This is a genomic window from SAR86 cluster bacterium, from assembly GCA_023703535.1.
Taxonomy (GTDB): Bacteria; Pseudomonadota; Gammaproteobacteria; order Magnimaribacterales; family TMED112; genus TMED112.
The window spans coordinates 926,923-947,612 of record CP097967.1 but is presented as its reverse complement, the minus strand read 5'-3'; the positions used below and the strand labels follow the sequence as shown (position 1 = coordinate 947,612).

19 protein-coding genes and 1 tRNA gene are annotated in these 20,690 nt (G+C 32.3%); 15 read left to right on the top strand and 5 right to left on the bottom strand.

Annotated features, from left to right (window positions below; all coding sequences use genetic code 11):
* Nucleotides 1-25: 25 nt before the first annotated feature.
* From M9B42_04880 to M9B42_04845, 8 genes are read left to right on the top strand one after another with little or no spacing between them, the layout of a single operon-like run.
* Nucleotides 26-2,599, top strand: coding sequence for a TonB-dependent receptor (locus tag M9B42_04880; protein URQ64104.1), 2,574 nt, complete (start codon nt 26-28; stop codon nt 2,597-2,599).
* Nucleotides 2,600-2,641: 42 nt separating this feature from the next.
* Nucleotides 2,642-3,469 (top strand): hypothetical protein, encoded by an 828-nt coding sequence (locus M9B42_04875; protein ID URQ64103.1) that lies wholly within the window; start codon nt 2,642-2,644, stop codon nt 3,467-3,469.
* Nucleotides 3,462-4,715 (top strand): alkaline phosphatase, encoded by a 1,254-nt coding sequence (locus M9B42_04870; GenBank protein URQ64102.1) that lies wholly within the window; start codon nt 3,462-3,464, stop codon nt 4,713-4,715. The genes M9B42_04875 and M9B42_04870 overlap by 8 nt, the downstream gene beginning before the upstream one ends.
* A 10-nt stretch (nt 4,716-4,725) precedes the next feature.
* The gene (locus tag M9B42_04865) at nt 4,726-5,967 is read left to right on the top strand and encodes a hypothetical protein (GenBank protein ID URQ64101.1); all 1,242 of its coding nucleotides are present in this window, start codon (nt 4,726-4,728) and stop codon (nt 5,965-5,967) included.
* A 59-nt stretch (nt 5,968-6,026) separates the two neighbouring features.
* Complete coding sequence (locus M9B42_04860) at nt 6,027-6,431, top strand: TraR/DksA C4-type zinc finger protein (GenBank protein URQ64100.1); 405 nt, start codon at nt 6,027-6,029, stop codon at nt 6,429-6,431.
* Nucleotides 6,432-6,462: 31 nt separating this feature from the next.
* Nucleotides 6,463-8,070: a peptide ABC transporter substrate-binding protein gene (locus tag M9B42_04855; protein URQ64099.1), complete on the top strand. Its 1,608-nt coding sequence runs from the start codon at nt 6,463-6,465 to the stop codon at nt 8,068-8,070.
* A gap of 4 nt (nt 8,071-8,074) precedes the next feature.
* Nucleotides 8,075-8,995 carry an ABC transporter permease subunit gene (locus M9B42_04850; GenBank protein URQ64098.1) on the top strand — a complete coding sequence of 307 codons (921 nt, stop codon included), beginning with the start codon at nt 8,075-8,077 and terminating at the stop codon, nt 8,993-8,995.
* Nucleotides 8,992-9,843: an ABC transporter permease gene (locus M9B42_04845; protein URQ64097.1), complete on the top strand. Its 852-nt coding sequence runs from the start codon at nt 8,992-8,994 to the stop codon at nt 9,841-9,843. The genes M9B42_04850 and M9B42_04845 overlap by 4 nt, the downstream gene beginning before the upstream one ends.
* 2 nt (nt 9,844-9,845) lie before the next feature.
* Here M9B42_04845 and M9B42_04840 read toward each other — a convergent pair whose 3' ends face one another.
* Entirely contained in the window at nt 9,846-11,429 is a 1,584-nt protein-coding gene (locus M9B42_04840) for a dipeptide ABC transporter ATP-binding protein (GenBank protein URQ64096.1), read from the bottom strand.
* 70 nt (nt 11,430-11,499) lie between these two features.
* Between M9B42_04840 and M9B42_04835 the strand changes: the two genes are divergently transcribed.
* From M9B42_04835 to M9B42_04810, 6 genes are all read left to right on the top strand, one after another.
* Nucleotides 11,500-11,575, top strand: a tRNA-Ala gene (locus tag M9B42_04835).
* A gap of 7 nt (nt 11,576-11,582) precedes the next feature.
* Nucleotides 11,583-12,362, top strand: coding sequence for a PhzF family phenazine biosynthesis protein (locus tag M9B42_04830; GenBank protein ID URQ64095.1), 780 nt, complete (start codon nt 11,583-11,585; stop codon nt 12,360-12,362).
* Nucleotides 12,363-12,395: 33 nt separating this feature from the next.
* Nucleotides 12,396-12,632 (top strand): DUF5652 family protein, encoded by a 237-nt coding sequence (locus M9B42_04825; protein ID URQ64094.1) that lies wholly within the window; start codon nt 12,396-12,398, stop codon nt 12,630-12,632.
* Nucleotides 12,625-13,143, top strand: a complete 519-nt coding sequence (locus M9B42_04820; GenBank protein URQ64093.1) for a peptidylprolyl isomerase — start codon at nt 12,625-12,627, stop codon at nt 13,141-13,143. The genes M9B42_04825 and M9B42_04820 overlap by 8 nt, the downstream gene beginning before the upstream one ends.
* A complete protein-coding gene (locus tag M9B42_04815; protein URQ64092.1) occupies nt 13,143-13,895 on the top strand; it encodes a glucose 1-dehydrogenase in 753 nt (250 codons plus the stop codon). The genes M9B42_04820 and M9B42_04815 overlap by 1 nt, the downstream gene beginning before the upstream one ends.
* Complete coding sequence (locus tag M9B42_04810; GenBank protein URQ64091.1) at nt 13,895-14,785, top strand: acyl-CoA thioesterase II; 891 nt, start codon at nt 13,895-13,897, stop codon at nt 14,783-14,785. The genes M9B42_04815 and M9B42_04810 overlap by 1 nt, the downstream gene beginning before the upstream one ends.
* On the opposite strand, the gene hemE is transcribed toward M9B42_04810, so the two are convergent.
* Genes hemE through M9B42_04795 form a run of 3 tightly spaced genes read right to left on the bottom strand, consistent with a single transcriptional unit; the run spans nt 14,762 to nt 17,329 of the window.
* On the bottom strand, nt 14,762-15,769 hold the full coding sequence (gene hemE, locus M9B42_04805) for a uroporphyrinogen decarboxylase (protein ID URQ64090.1): 1,008 nt from the start codon (nt 15,767-15,769) through the stop codon (nt 14,762-14,764). The genes M9B42_04810 and hemE overlap by 24 nt on opposite strands.
* A 2-nt stretch (nt 15,770-15,771) precedes the next feature.
* A complete protein-coding gene (gene aroB, locus M9B42_04800; GenBank protein ID URQ64089.1) occupies nt 15,772-16,842 on the bottom strand; it encodes a 3-dehydroquinate synthase in 1,071 nt (356 codons plus the stop codon).
* Complete coding sequence (locus M9B42_04795) at nt 16,823-17,329, bottom strand: AAA family ATPase (GenBank protein URQ64088.1); 507 nt, start codon at nt 17,327-17,329, stop codon at nt 16,823-16,825. The genes aroB and M9B42_04795 overlap by 20 nt, the downstream gene beginning before the upstream one ends.
* 38 nt (nt 17,330-17,367) lie before the next feature.
* Here M9B42_04795 and M9B42_04790 point away from each other — a divergent pair, with 38 nt between their 5' ends.
* Nucleotides 17,368-19,317, top strand: a complete 1,950-nt coding sequence (locus M9B42_04790; protein URQ64087.1) for a transglycosylase domain-containing protein — start codon at nt 17,368-17,370, stop codon at nt 19,315-19,317.
* Here the strand turns inward: M9B42_04790 and M9B42_04785 are convergent.
* A complete protein-coding gene (locus M9B42_04785; GenBank protein ID URQ64086.1) occupies nt 19,314-20,684 on the bottom strand; it encodes a phosphomannomutase/phosphoglucomutase in 1,371 nt (456 codons plus the stop codon). The genes M9B42_04790 and M9B42_04785 overlap by 4 nt on opposite strands.
* Nucleotides 20,685-20,690: the final 6 nt, after the last annotated feature.

Genomic DNA, 20,690 nt, shown 5'->3' with positions numbered 1-20,690 from the left:
AAACTCGTCCATATATTAGAAATTAATGATCAAATTATTCCTGCTAATATTGATATCCTTTTCTATTTTCTCAATTGAGGAAATAGAGGAGGTTATCACTACTGGCACTCTTCTTAAAGAATCTGAATCAAAGTTTTCCCCTGTAGAAATAATTACAGCAGAAAAATTCGATGAAATTGGTGTTTCAACTATTGCTGAAATAAGTAAATATTTATCTGCATCCTCTGGTTCACATTTTCAAACCAATACAATGGATGGAGTAGATCAGGGAATGTCTGCTATTACACTTAGAGGTCTTGATCATGCTTCTACATTGCTTCTAATAAATTCAAAAAGACAAACATTTACTGGCACGCCTTCATACAACGGAGAGGGTTATGTCGACGCAAATATTATTCCAAAAATTGCTCTTACAAAAATGGAAGTTCTTAAAGAAGGAGCAACTTCCGTATATGGTTCTGATGCTGTAGCAGGAGTCATAAATTTTATAACTGTAAAAAAATTTAGTGGATATAAGTTAGATTTAGACAGCCAATACTCTACTAATTACAACCAAAATGACATTGGTTTTGGTTTTCTTTATGGAAAAGATTTTGAGAATTTTGATTTGGTATTTGGTTTTGAAAGAATGGAAAGAACTCCACTTAAAGCCTATGAAATCGATCAAATTTCAGAATTGAGTGTAAGTGGTTTAGGCAACTCTTTTAAAATTTTAGGTGATGATGTAATTGAAAGTGGGTTATATGCTGGTGAATATTCAAACGGTCAAACAATTCCTGATCCAAATTGCATCGAAAATGGAGGAATATTAGACGGACGTTGCCGTTTTGCTTATGGAAGAGGATTTAATATTGTAAATGATGAGTCACATGAGAAGTTCTACACAAGTTTAATTAATAGAAATCACGATATTTCACTCATTTTTTCAAATGTAAAGGTAAACGATAATCCTCAATCCCCATCATATCCAGCACTTCCATTTCTTGCTAGAGATATTGAGCCAGGAGTAGGCGGTAGTCCCTTTAATGTTCCTGTAAGATGGTATGGTAGGCCATTAGGGGGCAGGTATCCTTGGAGAGAATCTCCAAAAGATATTTCTCAATATCATTTTAATTACAGTTTTCTTAAAGATTTTGAGAATTTAAGTTTAGAAACTTCCTTCACTCATAGTCAGCACGAAAACTTTCACAATAGACCTGATATTGTAGATTCTAGATTTTTATCAGCACTCTATGGAAATGGAGGTGAATCAGGAGATATGCAATGGAATATTTTTGATCCATCTCAAAACTCAATTGAACTTGTAGAGCACATCAAAGGTGCAGAGATATCAAAAAAAATCGGCGATCTCACAACTTTTGATATTCTTGCCCAAACTTCATACCGAAATATAAATCTAGCTTTTGGAACACAAGCTAGTATGGAAAACTTAGACATAAACTTCAATGAAATCTCACGAGCTGAATTTGATTCAGATGGCAAGATTATTAAAACAGCAGATCTATTTTTCCTTGGTGGAGGAAAAAATGTAAATGAGAGCCGCAATAAATATTCTTTATATTTTGAATTAGACAGCTCGTTTCTTCCTAATTTTGATTATCGTTTTTCTGGAAGGTTTGAAAAATCTGAGAATTTTTCATCCTTTGACCCTAAGCTGTCTTTTAAATATAAATTTTTTGAAAATTTATCTTTCAGAATTTCATCTGGCACTTCTTTTACTATGCCTTCTATGGGACAAATGTTTTCAAGTGATATTAAATTGGGCAGCGTAAGAGATATTGAAAGTTCAGTGTTTGTAAGACAAGCACAAATAGGTAATGCAGATCTTAAACCAGCAGAATCAACAAATACTAATTTTGGTTTAATTTATGGTAATAATGGAAACAGACTTAGTTTTGATTATTGGGAAATAGACTTTGAAAATAGGATTGAAGGACAAAGTGCCCAAGCTTTACTAAGTGAAGATCCTTTCGGCCCATCAATTACAAGAAATGAATTAGGAGATCTAATAGGTGTCACAACAACTTATTTTAATGAAGAATCAACAGTTCTTAGCGGCATTGATTATGGATTAAGTACAGTTAAGAGCTTTTTTAATAGTGAGGTTGAATTAATTCTACAAGGAACAAACTTGATTGAATTTTTAACACCAGAGCAGAGTGAAAATGGCACAATTATGATTAATCGTGTTGGTAAACATAATTTTGATGCACACACTCATTCATTGCCAAAAAATAGAATAAATACTTTTATAAATTACAAAAAAAATAAATCAAAATATTCACTAATTGCAAGATACCTGGATGGATACATAAATAACCGAACAATTTCATCTAAAGCTTTATCACTTGGCTATAAAAATAAAGTTGATTCAAGTTTAATTTTTGATATTTCTTTAGAACTGCCAATTTCACAATACCTACAAATTAACAATAATTCTGGTGATTATGATTTAAAGACTTCTATTGGAATAATAAATCTTTTCGATGAAAAGGCTCCAAGACTATACAATGCACCTGACTTTAGTTGGGATTCGCGCTTACATGATCCTAGAGGAAGAATGATAAGGGTAAATTTTCAACTAATATTCAATAATTAATTTTCACATTTTTGTAACAACAAAATAGTATATTATTTACCAATGAAAAATTTATTAGCTCTTCTGCTTTTAAGTTTTATTACTCTGGCTGATGATAAGGGACATGAATCTCTAATGGCGACCCTTTATGTTCAAGAATCTGCAGAGTATAAAGCTCACATTAGAACAACTTTTAAAACTGCCGAAGCTACAATTCCATTTCTTCTAAAACAAAAGGAAATTTCAGCTTCAGTTGATCAAATGAATGGAGAGAAGAATTTTTTTGATAAGCCACCTGCGATCATTCTGGATGTTGATGAAACAGTCTTTAATAACAGCGCATATCAAGCTCGTTTAATAGTAAATAATACTAATTATCCAGATGGGTGGATAGAGTGGGTAAAAGAAGAGAAAGCCACTTTTTTACCAGGAGCCTTATCCTATATGAAAACTGCAAAAGAACTTGGCGTTGAAATCTTTTTTGTAACAAATAGACTCCATGAATTAGAACCAGCTACAAGAAATAATCTTGTTAAAGAAGGGTTTGATTTATCTGATGATATAGATCAAATCTTAACTAGATATGAGAAACCATCATGGGATAGAAATAAAACCTCCCGAATAGCTCTTATTGCAGAAAATTACAGAATCATACAAATTATTGGAGATAATCTTGGAGATTTTATCGATGGCCAACAAAATAAGAAATCATCTAATTTCCGAAAATCTATAGTAGAGCAAACAGACTCTTTCTGGGGTTTTGTTTGGTTCATGATTGCAAATCCAACGTATGGCGACTGGGAAGGTTCAGTGATTGATTATGATTATGAACAATCTGAAAATGATCAAATAAAGAAAAAGCTCAATGCTTTAGACTTAAAAAATGAATAATTTTTTTAAGTATCTTTTAGTGGCTATTATTTCATCCATAGTTACTTTTTTGATAATCAACCAATATGCGCCTCTATTGATTGAGGTGCCTGAAAAAGATCAAAAAATTCTTCCTATAGATTTTAAAAAAGATGTTAATCCTAAAGAACTGAAACAGGTTGATGTTAAAGCTAGAAATATAATCTTGCTTATAGGTGATGGAATGGGGCCAACACATATTTCAGTCTATAGAAATGTTCAGGGAGGACCTAATCATAAGTTATCTTTTGATGAATTCGATTTTTCAGGATATGTAAAAACTCATGCTTATAATTCTTTAGTTACAGACTCAGCTGCGTCTGCAACAGCATTCAGTTCAGGCGTCAAAACTATAAATAGATATGTAGGTGTGGATCACAATAATAAACCTACTAAAAATATAACTGAAATGCTCTTTGAAAAGGGCTTTGTAAATACAATAATCTCTACTTCAGAAATTACTCATGCTACACCAGCAGCCTTTGCCTCTCATGTAAGTTCAAGATATGAAAAAGAAAAGATAGCTGAACATATTTACAATTCAAAAAATCACATAGTGCTTGGCGGTGGGACTGACTATTTTCTCCCAATTGAGGAAGGAGGGATAAGAGAAGACGGGGTAAATTTTGTAAAAAAAATAAAAAAGAATTTCCATTATCTTGAAACAAAAAAAGACATAGATAATTTTAATTACATTGACAGAAAAAGAATATTTGGTTTTTTTGCTGAAGATGATTTAGAAAGAACAGAATTTGAACCAAACCTGTTAGAAATGTTAGATTTTTCTATCCAAGAATCTAAAAGGATGATTGCAGATGGATGTAAAGGATTTTTTATTATGGCAGAGGGTTCAAAGATAGATTGGGCATCACATGATAATGATTACGAATATTATTTAAAAGAAATGCAGGAATTTGAAAAAACAGTTGAGAAAGCTCTCAATTATGCGCAAGAAAATAATGATACTCTTGTAATAGTTACAGCAGATCATGAAACTGGAGGACTTCTTATTGAGCAAGATGATGCACGTTACAGGGAGACAGGAAAAATGAAAATTTCATGGAATACAGCCATTGGGAGAGGCACTCATACTGGAATTATGATTCCAGTATTTGCTCAAGGACCTGGAGCAGAAAATTTCTCTGGTGTAATGGATAATACCGATGTATTTTTTGCAATGAAAGAAGCATTAGGAATAGAAAATTTAGAGGATTATCAGTGCAACTAGGCATTTTATAATGACTTCATATTTTTCCAAGAATACTATTTTCTCAGGCTTATTTTTCTTCTTCGTTCTTTTTTCATTATTTGTGCTGAGGCCATTTAGAAACACAATAGCAGCTAATATTGGAACTGGCGATCTTCCCTTTTATCTATTAATAATTGTTATTGTTATGCTGCTAGTAAATCCAATTTATTCATTGATAGTTTCTAAAGTTCGTCTTTCAAAACTTGTGCCATCTATTTATGGTTTTTTTATTTTATGTTTATGTGGTTTCTACTTCACTTATAACTATTTTCCAGAAGTTCTTGCTGTAAAAACATTTTTCTATGTTTGGTACAACATATTTAATTTTTTTGTAGTAGCTATCTTTTGGGCAATGACAGTTAACTCTTTCGATATTGAGGATGGAAAAAAATTCTTTGGAATTATTAGTGGATTTGGTTCTTTAGGTGCTTCATGTGGAGGTGCTTTTGTTGACGGCTTCCTTTATGACAAAGAGAATCTTTCTCTCTTGATAGCAGTATCATCCTTATTATTGGCAATTTTCTTTTCCTCTCGCGTTCAAAGAGAAGAGGTTGTTTTAAACACATCAGGAGATAACACACTATCGAGCACTCTTGAGCAGTTTTCACAAATAAGAACAAATTCTTTGATTAGACAATTCGTTCTTTATGCATTCGTTTGGACATGTCTATCAACAGCACTTTGGTTCTTTCAACTTGAAATTATCAACAACTACACAAACGATTCAGCTGAAAAGACTAGGATATTTGGAAGAGCAGACTCAATTGTTCCTTTAATCACTTTATTTATCCAAATATTTCTTACTGCTTCAATTCTAAGATCCAAAGTTCTTGGGATAAAGTTTGTCCTTACAGTCTATGGTTTGATATTCTCTTTGGCTTTCCTAGCAGTTTCAGGATATTTCTCTGATTACTTATTGGCATCTTCAGCGGTACTAATTTTTCTAATCTTACAAGGAGTGATGCGACCATTTGAGTATGGGTTAAATAAACCAGCTCGTGAAGCTGTTTACACCACACTCAATTCAAAAGAAAAATATAAATCTACAGTTTTCATCGATACATTCACTAATAGATTTGGCGATGCTTCAGGAGGTCTACTTTTTAATATGTTGTTTTCTTTAGGTTTGGTTGCCTATATAGCTCCACTTGCAATTATCCCTCTTGCAATTTATCTAATGTATCTAGGTCTTGGAATTTCTAAAAGTGTCAGTGTTGTGAAATCTAAGTAATTAATCTAAAGAATTAGTTGAATTTTTTAAATTCAAACATAAAATATCCACTTCATATTATGCTTACTAAAGAAAAAATTTTAAGAGCACCTAAGAAAAATTATATGGACAAAGATCAACTGTCCTTTTTCAAAACTCAACTTAACGAACTTAAGAAAGAGACGTTGAAGCATATTAAAGATGCTAAAGATAGACTAAGCAATCCACCTGCCTGCAGTGATGAAGTAGACCGTGCTCAACATGAGATTGATTCTATGCTTTTTCTTAGAATAGTTGAGCGTGAATCTAAACTTCTGCCAAAAATTGATAAGGCTCTGCTAAGAATAAAAGCTGGTGACTACGGGTACTGTTTAGAAACTGGTGATCCTATTGGTTTAGAGAGGCTTATTTCTAGACCAACTGCAGAATTTTGTGCAGAAGTAAAATCAATAAACGAAGAAAAAGAAAAGCATTTCGCAGATTGATACTTATACAATAAGGGTTTAACCTTTGTTTATGAAAAATTTCATTTCTATTCTATCCATATTCATTATTGTCAGTTGCTCAAGCGGGAAAACTCCAGTTGAAGAGGGGCTTGAAAGTCAAATCTTGCATTGGGGAAACGGTAGCGAACCACAAGGTATTGACCCACATATTGTCACAGGTGTTCCAGAACATCATATTTTAATTGGTGTTTGTGAAGGTCTTACAATAACTGATCCAAAAGGTGGGAGAGAAAACCTCCCCGGAGTTGCAGAAAGCTGGACTCTAAAAGAGGATCAAAAAACGTATGTTTTCAATTTCAATCCAAATGCAAGATGGTCTAATGGTGATCGTGTCACACCTGAAGACTTTGTTTGGTCTTGGCAAAGAGCATTAACCCCAACACTCGGTTCACAGTATTCAGAAATGCTTTTTTATGTGAAAAATGCAAAAAAGTTTTATGACGGTGAAATTAATGACTTTTCTGAAGTTGGTGTGAAGGCAATTTCAGATTACGAACTTGAAGTTGAACTGGAAAACCAAACACCATTTTTTGTAGGCCTACTTGCTCATTATTCTACATGGCCCGTACATAAAGAAACGGTTTTGAAATTTGGTGAAATGGATGATAGGAGTATGAAATGGACAAGACCTGGTAATCATGTCTGTAATGGTCCAATGAAGTTAAAAAGTTGGGAGCTAAATAAAAAGATTGTTGTGGAGAAAAATGAATTTTACTGGGATGCGGATAGAGTAAAATTAAATGAAATTCATTATTACCCAATTCAAAATGAATCTACAGAAGATAGAATGTTTAGAGCAGGCGCTCTACACGTCACAAATGTAGTGCCACAAGAAAAATGTCCTGTTTACCTTGAGAATAAAAACCCATCTTTGAGAATTGACCCTTACATGGGTACTTATTACTACAGAGTGAATACCACTTTGCCTCATTTATCAGATTCAAGGGTAAGAAAAGCATTGGCGATGGGAATTAATAGGAAATTAATTGTTGAAAAAGTATCTAAATGTGGACAAAAAACTGCTTATTCATTTACTCCTCCAGGAACTTCTGAATATTACCCTGATACAGTAGTTGAATTTAATCCAGAAAAGGCTAAAGAATTGTTAACAGAAGCAGGATATCCAGATGGAGATGGATTTCCAACAATTGAAATTCTTTTCAATACTCAGGAGGGCCACAGAAAGATTGCTGAGGCAATCCAACAAATGTGGAAAGTAAATTTGGGTATAAATGTTGAAATCTATAATACTGATTGGAAAGTTTATTTAAGTAGACAGGATAATTTAGACTATCAAATTTCAAGAGCTGGATGGATAGGAGATTACCAAGATCCAAATACTTTTCTTGAAATAATGAGACCAGGAAGGGGTAATAATCAAACAGGCTGGGTTAACTATGAATATGAGAGATTGGTTGCAGAGGCTAATAAAACTTCTGATCAGGAAGAAAGATATAAAAAGTTGATGGAGGCAGAGCGAATATTAATAGATGAAATGCCACTTATTCCAATTTATACCTATGTGAAGCAATTTCAAATTCACCCTGATGTGAAAGGTTGGGACGCAAATATTCTTGATCATCATCATCCAAAGTTTGTTTATCTAGAGAGAGACTAGTTTAATGATTGGAATAATTCTTAGAAGAATTCTAATTGCAATTCCAGTATTAATAATTGTTGCGAGCATAACTTTTTTTCTTACAAGGTTGGCTCCAGGAGGACCATTCGATGCAGAAAAAAAACTCCCTCAAGAAGTAATTGATAACCTTAATGAGGTCTATAATCTCAATGCACCAATATATGAACAATTTTTTGATTACTTTTCTAATGTAATAGTTGGTGATTTTGGTCCTTCTTTTAGATATCCAGGACGAACTGTAACTGAAATGATATCTACAGGACTGCCTGTAACTTTTGAGTTGGCCTTTTATGCAATATTATTTGCACTTTTTATAGGTCTTTTATCTGGAACAATTGCTGCTTTAAAAAGAAATACCTTTCTTGATTATTTTCCAATGGCTATTGCCATGCTTGGAATATGTGTACCCACATTCCTATTAGGGCCTTTCTTAGTTCTTATTTTTGGAATTAATTTTGAGCTTCTGCCAGTATCAGGTTGGGATACACTTCCTGGTGATAAGATTCTTCCCTCTATTACTCTAGGAGCTGCTTACGCTGCATATATTGCCAGATTAGGAAGGGGAGGAATGATAGAAATATTAGGTCAAGACTTTATTAGAACAGCAAGAGCTAAAGGACTTACTGAGAGAAAGGTTGTGATTAATCACGCTTTGCAAGGTGGCATCCTGCCGGTAGTATCTTTTTTAGGACCAGCTATTGCAGGTCTTTTAGCTGGTTCTTTTGTGGTAGAGACAATTTTCCAAATTCCTGGTTTGGGAAAATTTTATGTAGAAGCGGCTTTCAATCGTGATTACACAATGATACTGGGCACAACAATATTTTTTTCCGCAATGATTATTTTTTTCAATTTAGTTTCAGATATATTAGTTTTAATTTTGAACCCTAGGGCAAGAGATTCATGAGTAATTCTTCTTTGTGGTCTGATGCTCTAAGAAAGCTTTTGAAAAATAGGGCAGCAATGTTTGGTGTATTAATTCTTGTATCTCTAATCATTTTAGCTATTTTAGCTCCAGTTATATCTCCTTACCCATACGATTACCAAAATTTAGAACTTGGAGCATCGGCTCCTTCAAGCGCACATTTATTGGGCACTGATACTTTAGGAAGAGATCTTCTTAGTAGGCTTCTTTATGGTTCTAGAGTATCTCTAATGGTTGGTTTTGTCGCAACAGCTGTAGCTTTAGTTATAGGTGTTACTTGGGGGATTGTTTCAGGCTACTACGGAGGGAAAGTAGATGCTGTAATGATGAGAATAGTTGATATTTTATATGGCTTACCTTTCATAATTTTCATCATTTTATTAATGGTTGTATTTGGGAGAAACATCTGGCTTCTTTTTGGTGCTATTGGAGCAGTTGAATGGTTAACAATGGCAAGAATAATAAGGGGACAGGTGCTAAGTATAAAAAACCAAGAATATGTCCTCTCAGCAAAAGCAATGGGAGTATCAAATTTTTATATGTTTAGAAGACATATTTTCCCAAATGTTCTAGGACCAATTGCAGTCTATGCTACTTTAACTATTCCACAAGTTATGCTTCTAGAGGCTTTTTTAAGTTTCTTAGGGTTGGGGATTCAACCTCCAATGAGCAGCTGGGGAACGCTAATAAGATATGGCGTTGAATCTATGGAAGAATACTGGTGGTTATTAGTTTTTCCTGGAATTACTTTTACCATCACATTATTTTCTCTAAACTTTTTTGGTGATGGCCTTAGAGACGCTTTAGATCCAAAAACTTCTTCAGATTAAAATTAAGAATATTTTATTGCTGCAGATAAAAGCTCTCTTGTATATTCTTCTTTGGGTTTTTCAAAAATTGATTTGGCATTACCTTCTTCAACCATTTCGCCATTTTGCATTACAAGAATTCTGTCAGACATTGCTCTAATTACTTTCAAATCATGACTTATAAATAAATAAGTCAAACTGTATTTTTCTTGAAGCGATTTAAGTAAATCAATAATTTGAATCTGAATAGACCTATCCAGAGCAGAAGTTGGTTCATCTAAAATAATAAATTTAGGTTTAAGTATTATTGATCTAGCTATAGCTATTCTTTGTCTTTGACCTCCTGAAAACTCATGTGGATATTTGAATCTATACTTTGGATCAAGCTCAACCTCTCTCATAGTTTGTTCTATCAAATCATTTCGTTCTTTTTTACCCAGATTCATATGAATATCTAAACCTTCTCCGATAATATCTCCCACAGTAAGTCTTGGGGAAAGTGATCCATAAGGATCTTGAAAAATAATTTGGATATCTTTCCTGACGCTGCGGTCTTTAATAGATGAAATTTCCTTTCCATCAAAAATAACTGAACCCTTATAAGGAAGTAAATTGGCAATAGCTCTTCCAAGGGTAGATTTACCCGAACCTGACTCCCCAACAAGACCAATAGTGGTTTTTTTATTTATTTTTAGATTTACATTTTTCACTGCATGAAAATAATTTTCTTTAAAAATATTTTGAGACTCGATTCTATAAAAAACATCAAGATCACTTATTTCAACCAGAGGTTTGGGTTCTGATTTAATTTTAGTTTTTTCTTTTGGAATTGATGCAAGTAGAAGTTTAGTGTATTCCTCTTTAGGATTAGTAAAGACTTTTTTTGTTTCACCAATTTCAACAATTTTTCCCTCTTTCATTACTGCTACTTTGTCAGAAAATTTATCGACAAGACCAAGGTCATGAGTAATGAAAAGAATAGACATACCAAGCTCTTTTTGAAGTTTAGACATTAAATCTAGTATTTGTGCTTGAATTGTTACATCTAAAGCAGTTGTAGGCTCATCTGCAATAAGTAGTTTTGGATTATTTACTAAAGCCATAGCAATCATAACTCTTTGTCTTTGACCTCCTGAAAGTTCATGAGGAAAAGATTTAAACCTTCTTGAGAGATCAGGTATTTCAACAAGATCTAATAATTCAAATGCTTTATTCTTTGCTTCTTTTTTAGAGGTTTTGCTATGAGTAATAATAGCTTCAATAATTTGATCACCAACTCGATGAAATGGATTCAATGATGTCATAGGCTCTTGAAAAATCATTGATACAATATTTCCCCTTACTTGCCTCAAGCTTTTGTTATCGAATTCTAAAATATTTTCTCCCTCAAATATTATTTTTGAATTCTTTGGATGCATTGCCTTTGGATAAGGAAGAAGTTTTAGAATCGACATTGCTGTTACAGATTTTCCAGAACCTGATTCACCAACTAACGCTAAAGTTTGATTCTTATCAATCTCAAACGAAATATTATCTACTGCTCTAAAGATATTTTCTCTTAACTTAAAATCTACAGATAAGTTTTTTATTTCAAGTAATTTAGACATAACAGATAAAGCATTTTAACTCTAGGATGTTGTAATTAACAAGAATGCTATATATTATTTGTGTTCTTGTGGGGCTGTAGCTCAGCTGGGAGAGCACCTGCTTTGCACGCAGGGGGTCAGGAGTTCGATTCTCCTCAGCTCCACCAATTTAAAATGAATCAAAAAATATATTTTGTTGATACATTTACTGAAAAAACTTTTTCAGGGAATGCTGCTGGTGTTGTTTTCCATAAAGGCGAAATAGATGGAAACACAATGCAAAATATAGCGTTTGAAAATAATCTTTCAGAAACAGCTTTTATAAATACTGCCAAAGAAAATGAAATTAAATTTTATAGTCCGACAATAGAAGTGGATTTATGTGGACATGCAACGTTAGCTTCAGCATTTATTTTTTTCAACTTCATAGATAAAAAAGCAACAGACACCATTTTTAAATCGAATAGAGGCGAACTAAAAGTTACCAAAAAAGAGGATTCATTAGTAATGTCACTTCCTAAAGATTATCCAAGAAAGATAGATGATATAGAGAAAATTTCGGATGCACTAAATTGTCAGGTTATTGAAGTTTTTAGAGGTATTGATGATTTTCTTGCGATTGTAAAAGATGAAAGCATTGTTGAAACGATTGATCCGAATATAGAAAAAATTGCAGAATTAGATTCGAGAGGCCTAATTGTTTCTGCTAAAGGAGAAACTACTGATTTTACCTCAAGAGTATTTGGTCCAAATGTAGGTGTTGATGAAGACCCAGTTACTGGATCAGCACATGCTTTACTGGCAACTTATTGGGGCGATGTTCTAAATTTACAAAAAATGAAAGCGAGACAAGCATCTAAAAGAGGCGGCGAGTTAGTCTGCGAAGTTCTAGAAAATAATGTAGAAATTACTGGTAAGGCAAAACTTTATTTACAAGGCGAGATTTATTTTTAGTTATAAAAAAACAATAAATGGTAAAATGTACAAATGATGGGATATAGTCCAATACAAAATCTAGAGACATTATTTGAGATGCCAAATTTTTTATACTTCTATATTCCAATAATAATTGTAGCTGGAATATTAAAAGCTTTTGCACTGTGGATATCAGCTAGGAGAGGCGAAAAATTTTGGTTTGTATTTTTTATACTGGTGAATCTTCTTGGAATTCCAGAAGCAATTTATATTTATTTAAAAAAACGAAGGAGCAACAAAGATGATTAAAGAGGGAATTGTTACGGTTCTTTTAACTACTTCTCTTGGAGAAATAAAAATAGAACTAAACAAAGAGTTAGCACCTATTACAACTCAAAATTTTGTTAAATATGTTGAATCTGGTTTTTACGATCAAACTATTTTTCACAGAGTAATAGAAAATTTTGTAATTCAAGGCGGTGGACATAATGAGGATATGTCAATGAAAGATAGAGATCTTGAGCCTATTCAAAATGAAGCAAATAATGGCTTAAAAAATGAAAGAGGTTCTATTGCAATGGCTAGAACTGCAGAACCTCATTCAGCTTCATCACAATTTTTCATAAACTTACAAAATAATTTCACTTTAAATCATACTTCTGAAACATCTAGGGGATGGGGGTATGCAGTTTTTGGAAAAGTTTCAGAGGGAATGGATGTTGTTGATAAAATAGCAATGACTGAGACAGGAGTTTTTCCACCACACACAGATGTGCCAGTAGAGCCTATCTTAATTTTAAAAGCTTCAATAGTTGAATAATGGAAATGAGATTAAAAGATAAAGTAGCACTTATCACGGGAGGAGCCTCTGGATTTGGTAAAGAAACAGCTCGTTTATTTAAAGAGCAAGGCGCAACTGTTTTTATAAGTGATATAAATTCTGAACGTGGAAAGACTGTAGCTAAGGAATTAGATATAGATTTTTTTGAGCATGATGTAACTGATTCGAAAAGGTGGGAGGAGGTCATAAATGAAATTGAAGCTAAAGCTGGTAGTTTAAATATTTTAGTAAATAATGCCGGTATAGGTTTTATATCTGATGTTGAGTCAACTACTGAAGAAGATTGGGAGCTTGTTCATAAAGTAGACTTAGATTCAGTATTTTTAGGATGTAAATATGCCTTGCCATTAATGAGAAAATCAGGAAATGGCTCGATCATAAATATTTCTTCTATATCTGGTATAGTTGCCGGACATAATTTTGCTGCTTATAACAGTGCTAAAGCAGGTGTAAGACATTTATCAAAGTCCGTGGCTTTGCATTGCGCAAGAACAACTGATCTAGTGAGGTGTAACAGCATACACCCTGTATTTGCTAAAACAGAAATGATGCAAGCTTTTTTTGAAAATGCTAGCGAAGAGTTATTGGGAAAGTTAGAAAAACAAATTCCTATAAGAAAATTTGCAGAATCAATAGATGTTGCTAATGGAATTTTATTTCTGGCATCTGATGAATCAAAGATGATTACAGGTACAGAGCTTGTTATCGACGGAGGTTTATCAGCTCAATAATGGATCAAGAAAAATTAAAGAAAATAGACAATCGATTCCAAAGCGTTCTTGATAGACTCTCTCTTGAAAAACTTGATACCTATTTATACAGATTCAAAGGTAAAAATGCTGGTATACAAAGAATATATGGTGGCCAAGTCATAGCGCAAGCATACATAGCTGCTAACTCAACACTTGATGAAGATGTTCATCTCCATTCACTGCATGCCTATTTTCTTCGTCCAGGTGTTATTAAACAACCAGTATTATTTAGTGTCGACCCTATAAGAGATGGTAGAAGTTTTTTTACTCGAACAGTAAAAGCAATACAAAATAATGAAGTTATTTTTACAATGTCAGTCTCATTTCATAAACACGAAGAAGGTTTTTCACATAGCATAGATATGCCAGATATACCTGGACCTGACGAGTTAAAAACAGAAATTGAAATGCGAGAGGAAAACATAGATTTAATCCCTGAAGATTTAAGACCATTTTTCTTAAAGGAGAGAGAGATATCATTAAAAATTGTTGAATGGAATGATGTTTTTGACCCTCAAAAACTACCTCCGGTAAGAAATCTTTGGATGAAGCCAAATGGAAAATTACCTGATAAAAATGAGATACATCATGCATTTTTATCATATGTTTCTGACTCGGGTTTACTTGCTCCTTGTTTGTATCCACATGGATTAAGTTATATGTCACCTAATTTAATGATGGCTAGCCTAGACCATACAATGTGGTTTCATAAACAAAACTTTAGATGGGATGATTGGATTCTCTACTCAACAGATAGCCCATATACTGGTAATGCACGAGGGCTGGGCAGAGGCACTTTTTTTACTAGAGAAGGAGATGTTGTTTCTTCTGTAACTCAAGAAGGTTTATTGAGAATTAAGACCTCTTAATGTTTTAAGGAAAATTTTAATCTTTTCTGGATCTAAATCAGGAGTAAGTCCCTCACCAACATTAAAAATATAATTTTTCCTATCTTTAAATTTTGTAAAAATTTCATGTACCTTTAATTTGATTTCTTCCTCATTTTTTTTGAAAAAATCTGGATTAAGGTTTCCCTGTATTGTTATATCTTCATCTATATAATTTTCGATTTGATCAGAAGAATTTATGCTATATGCTTTGAAAGACGATTCATGAATAAAAGTAGAAAGAAGCTTGCCGCGGTTATAAAGAATTAAGGGAACTTCCCCATTTAGAGCTTCATAAATTTGATTTACATACTTCAGAGAAAAATCTACATAATTATTTTCAAGAATCCCTGCCCAAGAATCAAAAATTTGAATACAGTCTGCGCCATGTTGCACTTGTCTTTTTGCATATTCAATACAGCAATCTGTAAGTATTTGTAAATATCTTTCCGCATCTCTAGAGTTTTCAGATATATATGATTGAATGCTTTTAAAATCTTTTGGCGATTGTCCATAAAACATATAAACAAATAGTGTCCAAGGACTTCCGGTAAATCCTATAAGAGGAACATTTACATTTTCTTTTATTAGAGAAGTTGCACTGTAAACATATTGGATTTTGTCATGAAATTCATTGGTATTTAAATCTAATTTGTCCATTGATGAAAGTGACTTCTCAAATATTGGACCCTTCCCTTTTACAAAATTTACTTTTAAACCTAAAGCATCCGGAATTGTAAGAATATCTGTAAAAGTTATTGCCGCATCAAGATCAAATGCATTTAAAGGCTGCAAAGTAAGCTCTTTACAAATTTCAGGTTTTTTAATCATCTCAAAAAAATCTTTATATTGAGATCTTACCTCTCTGTACTCTGGCATATATCTGCCGGCCTGTCTCAAGAGCCATACAGGAATATATGGAGCTTCATTTTCTTGGTTGAGTGCTTTTAAAAAATAATTATTCAAAGTTATCTATATTCAAAGTTATCTATAAAGTTAATTAAAAATTTTAGAATTTTATTTGGTTCATTTGATTTGCTTAAAAAAGGAACGCCAATTTTTTTTAGCAAAACTAAATTTATTCCGTTTCCATCATTTTTCTTGTCTAATTCCATTGCACTTAGAATTTTATCTGCATCTAGCTCTATATCACTTAGATTATATTTAAAACTATTTAGAAGATTTTTAGATTTTGTAAAACTTTCTTCATCTAAAAATTTCTCTTGATAGGAAAATTCTAAAGCCATTTTCATTCCAATTATTACCGCATGACCATGAAGTATTGGATTATTTTGATTTATAGATTCGATTCCATGGGCAAATGTATGTCCAAAATTTAAGAATTTTCTTTGCCCAGCTTCCAGAAAGTCTTCTGTGACAATTTTTGTTTTTATCTCTATAGATCTTTTTGTTTGTTCTTCTAGAAAATCATTATCACGGCTAGTAATTTTTTCAATATTCTTTAATAAAGTATCGACATCGTTATCTGAAGTTATAATCGCGTGTTTTAATATCTCAGCAAGCCCATTGAGATACTCTTGCTCGTCTAGTGATTCTAAAAAATTTGTACAGACAATAATTTTTTTGGGATTAAAAAAAGAGCCAACTAAATTTTTATAACTTTCAAAATTTACTCCTGTTTTCCCTCCTACCGAAGCATCAACCTGTCCTAGTAACGATGTTGGAATTATTATTAAATTTATTCCTCTCATATATATTGATGAGGCAAATCCACCTAAATCTGTCGTAGCTCCACCACCTATTGCAATAAGATGATCATTTCTGTTGCACCCATTGTCTTTCAGGAATTTAAGAATTCTAATAGTTGACTGTAAATCTTTCTCTTTTTCAGGACTTTTAACAAGATAAACATTTTCGTTTAACAATTTATTCATTTGTGGATTCTTTTCCAAAACTCTTTCATCACATACAAAAAACATCTTTCCGTGCTCAGGGAAACTTTCTGAAATTTTAGAAATTTCTTTCTGATAAAGAATTTCTACCTCTTGTTCTTGATTCTTAAAAATGATTTTTTTCATTATTTTTTATCCAGTCTACAACTTCATCAATATTTTTTTTATCAATATCAATAGTAGCAATAGATGACTCAATATAATATTGCCTTCTTTTTTTGAGTAATTGACTAAACCCTTTAATGTCCATATCTTTCATTAATGGACGAAACTCTCTTCTTCTTGTAGACCGTTCATAGAGAATTTCTTCACCACCATCTAGAAAATAAGTTCTTTCTTTAGATAAGAAATTTCTAGAGCCTTCATTAGTAATGATGCCACCCCCTGTAGCTAGAACAAATTTTGTTTTATTTTGAAAATCAATTAAAGATTTATTTTCAATATCTCTAAAAAAGCCTTCACCATCTTCTTCAAAGATATCTTTAATATTTTTCTTTAATTTAGCTTCAATAATTTTATCTAAATCGTAGAAATCAACTAAAAGACTTTCAGCTAGTTTTTTACCAACTGTGCTTTTACCAGATCCCATCATGCCTACTAAAAAAATTCTCATTTTTACATTATTTTGTGAATGTGAATAATAATATATAAATGCTTACAGTCATAAAATCATTAGCTTTATTTTTTCAAATAATGTTTATATTCATTGGTTGTATTTTTTTATATGTTGATAAAAATACTCCAAACCTAGACTTAATTTCTGAAAGTGAACTTCAACAACCCATTAGAATTTATTCTAAAGACGGAAAGTTAATTGGATTTTTTGGCATTGAAAGAAGAGAATTAATAAGTTTTGAACAAATTCCAGAAAATCTTAAGAATGCTGTATTAGCAGCAGAGGATAAAGATTATTTCAATCATTCAGGTGTAAAAATCTCAAGCTTAGTGAGGGCTCTGTTAGGAGAATTAACAGGCTCACCATCTGGAGGTGGAGGCACCATATCAATGCAAGTAGTGAGGAGTTATTTGCTGTCTACAGAGAGAACTTATGAAAGAAAATTAAAAGAAATTTATTTAGCTTGGAGATTAGAAGAATTTATGTCCAAGGAAGAAATTCTTCAGCTTTACTTCAACAAGACATTTTTAGGAAATAGAAATTATGGGTTTAAGGCAGCCTATGATTATTATTTCGGTAAAAATTTTAATGAAATATCTATAGCTGACTCAGCGACACTTGCTGCAATTTTACAGAGGCCATCAGCTATAAATCCCAAAAAAGATCCAGCAAAGACAAAGAAGAGAAGAAATTTAATTTTAAAGAGAATGTTTGAAGAAGACCTAATATCTTCAAATCAATATCAACAATCAATTTTAGAAAATATAGACTCAAAAACTTACCCTCCCATCTTGGAGTTAGAAGCCCCACATTTTTCTGAGAGTATTAGAAAAAAAGTCTTACAAATTTATGGGAGTGATGCATTCAAATTAGGTTTAAATGTATACACAACTTTAGATTCAGAAATGCAGATAAATGCAATAAATTCTGTGAACGAAAATCTTTTTAGATATCAGAAAAATGCTAAAGAAAATAACTTAAATGAAAATGGTACCCCTGTAGAGGCAGCTTTCATCGCTATGGATTACACATCTGGAGAAATAAAGGCCTATGTAGGAGGTAATAATTTTCAAGATTCAAAGTTTGATAGGGTAACAGCTAAGCTGATGCCTGGCTCAACAATCAAGCCATTCATCTATTCTTGTGCATTTGAAAATGGCTTAAGGCCAGCAACAGTTGTGGTAGATGGGCCAATCATTGTTAAAGATGAATTATTAGAGGACTATTGGAGACCAAAGAATAATTCTGGTAATTTTCATGGACCAGTAAGATTGAGAGAATCTTTAATTGAATCTCTAAATTCTGTATCTATAAAACTGACCGACATGCTTGGATTTGAAAAAATGAACAGCTGTTTTGATAGATATGGCTTTAGTAGTTCAATGGACATTAAAGACCTATCTGGAGCATTAGGAAATGGATTAATTTCACCTTATGAATTAGCACAGACTTTTTCAATATTCCCAAATAGCGGCACATCAGTTGATTTTTTCATGATTGAAAAAATTACTAATAGGAAAGGTGAAGTATATTTTCAAAATACCTCGAAAGGAAATAAGGAAAGATTAGGTAAAGAAATAGCATTTATTACCAGAGAAATTTTAAAAGAGGGATTAGATAGGTTTCTTAAATTTAGAAATCTAAATCTTGTTATTGAAAATGCTGGAGGTAAAACAGGCACAACGAATGATGCAAGAGACACTTGGTTTGTTGGTTATGCTGAAAATATCATAGCTTCTTCTTGGGTTGGTAAAGATGATGGAAGTACATTGGGAGATGAACAATTTGGAAGTTCAAATGCTTTGCCTATATGGTTGGATTTCATGAATGATTCAATTGATTTATTAGATGAAACAACTTTTGTAATTCCAGAAGATATTACTCTTGTAAGAATTGACAAGAACACAGGAAAAGTTGCAAGCACTTTTGATAATGCTATTTTCGAATATTTTTTAGATGATGATCTTAAAGATATTCTAAATTAGCTATGATCTTCAAAATTTAAATTTGGATATATTTTTTTAAAGTTATCTTTAAAAAAAGCCATTATGTTTAGTAATTCTTGATCTGTATCACCCTCAAATCTCATGACAAGTTTTGGTGAAGTATTTGATGCTCTTAGCAGACCCCATGCTTTGGAACTAGAAAATCTAACACCATCAATATCAAGAATCTCATATCCTGAAAAGTCTACTTCATTTTTAAATTTATCAACCATTTCAAATTTCTGAGAATCCTCTACATCTAAAGTTAATTCTGGAGTAGAAAAAACTTTCGGAAAATCTGAAATTTTTGTTGATAAATCTATTTCAAGTTCAGAAATTATTTTTGCAAGAATAACTGCAGAATAAATACCATCATCAAAACCATACCAATCATAATTTATGAAAATATGACCAGACATTTCTGCACCTAGAATTGCATTTGTCTCTCTAATTTTGTTTTTTATGTTGAAGTGGCCAGTCTTTTCTATTACGGGATCACCTCCATTGTCTTCAATTATTTTTGATACCTGATTAGAGCATTTAACATCATAGATCACAGGCCCCTTCTTTTTTTGCAAAAAATATTCGGATAAGAGCATTATGATGTGATCAGGCGAAACTATATTTGAGTTGTTATCCACCATGCCAACTCTATCTCCATCACCATCAAATGCGAAACCTAGATCAGCCTTATTTACTGAGACAGACTCAATTAAATCTTTTAAATTCTTTTCTTTGCTTGGGTCGGGGTGATGATTTGGAAAATTTCCATCTGGTTCAGTATTCAATGAAATAACTTCAGCACCAATTTTTTCAAATACTTTTTTTGCATACGGTCCAGCAGCTCCATTACCAGAATCCAAAACAACTTTTATTTTTTTCGCTAATTTACAATTAGAAAAAATTTCATTTTCATATTGTTTAATTAAATCTCTCGCATCTGAAATATTAACTATATTTGTCGTTTTATTTTTTAAATTAATCACATCATTTTTAATTTCAAAACCAGAAACTGCACCATCATTAATTACCATTTTTAAACCATTATCTTCTTTAGGATTGTGGCTGCCAGTTATCATTATTCCACAATTGGTTTTTCCAATTTTTGTTGCAAAATAAACTAAAGGCGTAGGTACCATGCCAAGGTCAAGAACCTCTAAATCATTTGAACATAGGCCAGATATAAGTGATTTTTTTATTCTATTTGCAGACAATCTACAATCAGTCCCTAGGTATACTTTATTTTGACCAGTTTTAAGAATTTTCTCACTAAGCACTATTCCAATTTTTCTAATGATTTCATCATTTAAATCTTCATCTGCTTTACCTCTTATATCGTAAGCACGAAAAATATTTTCATTAATCATTTGTTT

Excerpts from the sequence above, each read along its gene's own strand:
- M9B42_04880 (URQ64104.1), top strand. The coding sequence starts at position 26 with ATGATCAAATTATTCCTGCTAATATTGATATCCTTTTCTATTTTCTCA.
- M9B42_04875 (URQ64103.1), top strand. The coding sequence starts at position 2,642 with ATGAAAAATTTATTAGCTCTTCTGCTTTTAAGTTTTATTACTCTGGCT.
- M9B42_04870 (URQ64102.1), top strand. The coding sequence starts at position 3,462 with ATGAATAATTTTTTTAAGTATCTTTTAGTGGCTATTATTTCATCCATA.
- M9B42_04865 (URQ64101.1), top strand. The coding sequence starts at position 4,726 with ATGACTTCATATTTTTCCAAGAATACTATTTTCTCAGGCTTATTTTTC.
- M9B42_04860 (URQ64100.1), top strand. The coding sequence starts at position 6,027 with ATGCTTACTAAAGAAAAAATTTTAAGAGCACCTAAGAAAAATTATATG.
- M9B42_04855 (URQ64099.1), top strand. The coding sequence starts at position 6,463 with ATGAAAAATTTCATTTCTATTCTATCCATATTCATTATTGTCAGTTGC.
- M9B42_04850 (URQ64098.1), top strand. The coding sequence starts at position 8,075 with ATGATTGGAATAATTCTTAGAAGAATTCTAATTGCAATTCCAGTATTA.
- M9B42_04845 (URQ64097.1), top strand. The coding sequence starts at position 8,992 with ATGAGTAATTCTTCTTTGTGGTCTGATGCTCTAAGAAAGCTTTTGAAA.
- M9B42_04840 (URQ64096.1), bottom strand. The coding sequence starts at position 11,429 with ATGTCTAAATTACTTGAAATAAAAAACTTATCTGTAGATTTTAAGTTA.
- M9B42_04830 (URQ64095.1), top strand. The coding sequence starts at position 11,583 with ATGAATCAAAAAATATATTTTGTTGATACATTTACTGAAAAAACTTTT.
- M9B42_04825 (URQ64094.1), top strand. The coding sequence starts at position 12,396 with ATGATGGGATATAGTCCAATACAAAATCTAGAGACATTATTTGAGATG.
- M9B42_04820 (URQ64093.1), top strand. The coding sequence starts at position 12,625 with ATGATTAAAGAGGGAATTGTTACGGTTCTTTTAACTACTTCTCTTGGA.
- M9B42_04815 (URQ64092.1), top strand. The coding sequence starts at position 13,143 with ATGGAAATGAGATTAAAAGATAAAGTAGCACTTATCACGGGAGGAGCC.
- M9B42_04810 (URQ64091.1), top strand. The coding sequence starts at position 13,895 with ATGGATCAAGAAAAATTAAAGAAAATAGACAATCGATTCCAAAGCGTT.
- aroB (URQ64089.1), bottom strand. The coding sequence starts at position 16,842 with ATGAAAAAAATCATTTTTAAGAATCAAGAACAAGAGGTAGAAATTCTT.
- M9B42_04795 (URQ64088.1), bottom strand. The coding sequence starts at position 17,329 with ATGAGAATTTTTTTAGTAGGCATGATGGGATCTGGTAAAAGCACAGTT.
- M9B42_04790 (URQ64087.1), top strand. The coding sequence starts at position 17,368 with ATGCTTACAGTCATAAAATCATTAGCTTTATTTTTTCAAATAATGTTT.
- M9B42_04785 (URQ64086.1), bottom strand. The coding sequence starts at position 20,684 with ATGATTAATGAAAATATTTTTCGTGCTTACGATATAAGAGGTAAAGCA.